Source organism: Acidovorax cavernicola (assembly GCF_003581445.1).
This window is the reverse complement of sequence record NZ_QXMN01000148.1, coordinates 1-2,322: the sequence shown is the minus strand read 5'-3', so window position 1 is coordinate 2,322 and position 2,322 is coordinate 1. Positions and strand designations below refer to the sequence as shown.

At 68.8% G+C, this 2,322-nt stretch carries 3 protein-coding genes; 2 read left to right on the top strand and 1 reads right to left on the bottom strand.

What is annotated here, in order from left to right; all coding sequences use genetic code 11:
* Positions 1 to 670 (bottom strand): KpsF/GutQ family sugar-phosphate isomerase (locus D3H34_RS31845; protein ID WP_119558784.1); only part of this gene is annotated, 670 nt, incomplete at its 3' end.
* Positions 671 to 853: 183 nt separating this feature from the next.
* Here D3H34_RS31845 and D3H34_RS31840 point away from each other — a divergent pair.
* A complete protein-coding gene (locus tag D3H34_RS31840; protein WP_119558782.1) occupies positions 854 to 1,408 on the top strand; it encodes an adenine phosphoribosyltransferase in 555 nt (184 codons plus the stop codon).
* Between the two features lie 77 nt (positions 1,409 to 1,485).
* Positions 1,486 to 2,322 (top strand): Lnb N-terminal periplasmic domain-containing protein (locus D3H34_RS31835; RefSeq protein ID WP_119558783.1); only part of this gene is annotated, 837 nt, incomplete at its 3' end.

Sequence of the window (2,322 nt, the reverse complement as noted above, 5' to 3'; positions counted from 1 at the left end):
ATGCGCGCGGCACATCCGCGCCCGAACGCATCACGTCGCCGACATGGGTCAGCAGCTTGCGGCCCAGCGCGCCGCCGGGATGGGAGCGCGCGAAATCCTCGGTCTTGAAGCCGCGCGCATCGAGCAGCGCCACGGCCAGCGCGTCGCCCAGCGCCAGCTGGGCCGTGGTGCTGGCCGTGGGCGCGAGGTTCAGCGGGCAGGCCTCGCGCTCCACATAGGTGTCGAGCACCCAGTCGGCATGGCGGGCCAGCGTGGAGCGCGGGTTGCCGGTCATGCCGACGACGGGCACGCCCTGGCGCCGCAGCGCGGGCAGCAGGGCCGCGATTTCATCGCTCTCGCCGCTGTTGGACAGCGCCAGCACCAGGTCATTTTCGGTGACCATGCCCAGGTCGCCATGGCTGGCTTCGCCCGGATGCACGAAGAACGACGGCGTGCCGGTGGAGGCCAGCGTCGCGGCGATCTTGCGGCCCACATGGCCGCTTTTGCCCATGCCCATGACCACCACCCGGCCACGGATGTCGAGCACGCGCTCGACGACCTGCGCGAACACGGGAGACAGGCGGTCGGAAAGGGCCAGAAGGGCCTGGGCCTCGATGCCGAGGGTGTCACGCGCGAGTTGCAAGGCCTGGGAGCCGTCAAAGGGGCGCGTGGAAGCTGCTGCAGATTTCATATGCGGATTTTAGGGCCTGCGATCAATGCGCCGGCAGCGGCAGGCGCGCGTGGGGTCATCCCGGCCCCGGCCCTTATCCCGCGCATGGGCGCAGGGTCAGCGATCTTGACCTCGGCGTTCGCCTGTTTACACTCCTGCAGCCGCCGGGCCACGCCCGGCCCTGTCTCCGAATACCGCTTTCCCATGCTCCACACCACGATCAACGACTACCTCCGGCAGTACATCCGCACCGTGCCCGACTGGCCCGCGCCGGGCGTGCAGTTCCGCGACATCACGCCGCTGCTGCAGGACCCGAAAGTCTTCCGCGTGCTGATCGACGCGTTTGTGCACCGCTACATGGACCCCGAGCTGCGCCCCGACGTGGTCGCGGGTCTGGACGCGCGCGGCTTCATCCTCGGCGCGGTGGTCGCCTACGAACTCAATGTCGGCTTCGTGCCGATCCGCAAGAAAGGCAAGCTGCCGTTCACCACGGTCGAGGAAACCTACGAGCTGGAGTACGGCAGCGCCACCGTCGAGCTGCATGCCGACGCCGTCAAGCCCGGCGACCGCGTGCTGCTGATCGATGACCTGATCGCCACCGGCGGCACGATGATGGCCGGCAAGAAGCTGCTGGAGAAACTCGGTGCCCAGGTGATCGAAGGCGCGGCCATCGTCGATCTGCCCGAACTCGGCGGCTCCGACCGCCTGCGCGAAAGCAAATTGCCCTTGTACACGCTGGTCGACTTCGCCGGGCATTGATCTTGCTCCTGTGACACACTCACCGGCCGCGTTGTGCGCCGGCCTCCTGTCTGCTCCTCCTTTTTGCCTGCCCCTCCATGCCCCTGCTTCGTGACCATGCCAAACAAGCACCGCCTGCGGCGCGCGTGTGGGCCGGCTGTGCGCATGCCGTCGGCGCGCTGCTGGGACTCGCGCTGGCGGCCTTCGGCGCGCTCGCGCTGTGGAGCCATGCGCCGGGCGGCAGGCTCGCCGCCGCGGCGCTCGCCGGCCTGTGGGTCATCTGGGTGGGCGCCTCGGCCCTGCTGGCCAGCGCCGACCCGCGCTCCTGGCGCGCCTGGGGGCTGCTGGCTGTGGGCTGCCTGCTGCTGGGCCTGTGGTGGGCCGCGATCACGCCGTCGAACGACCGCGTCTGGGCCGCCGATGTGGCGCGCACGCTGCGCGCCGAACGCCAGGGTTCGCAAGTGCTGCTGCACAATGTGCGCAATTTCGACTGGCGCAGCGACGACGACTACACCGCGCGCTGGGAAACCCGGCGCTACGACCTCGACCGCCTGCGCTCGGTCGACATGGTGCTTTCCTACTGGATGGGACCGGCCATCGCCCACACGCTGGTGTCGTTCGGCTTCGACGATGGCCGCCAGCTGGTGTTCTCGGTCGAAGTGCGCAAGGAACGCCATGAGCAGTATTCGGCGCTGGCCGGCTTCTTCAAGCGCTATGAACTCGCGCTGGTCGCGGCCGACGAGCGCGACATCCTCGGCGTGCGCGCGCGCGTGCGCGATGAAGACGTCTATCTCTACCGTGTACACATGTCCGAGCCCGCGATGCGCGCGCTGTTCGAGCGGTATCTCGACGAGTCCGACGCCTTGCGCGCCACGCCGCGCTTCTACCAGACGCTGACCGCCAACTGCACGACCATCGTCTACGCGATGATGGAG

Bases quoted from the DNA above. Each gene is read 5' to 3' on its own strand.
- D3H34_RS31840 (WP_119558782.1), top strand. From the start codon at position 854: ATGCTCCACACCACGATCAACGACTACCTCCGGCAGTACATCCGCACC.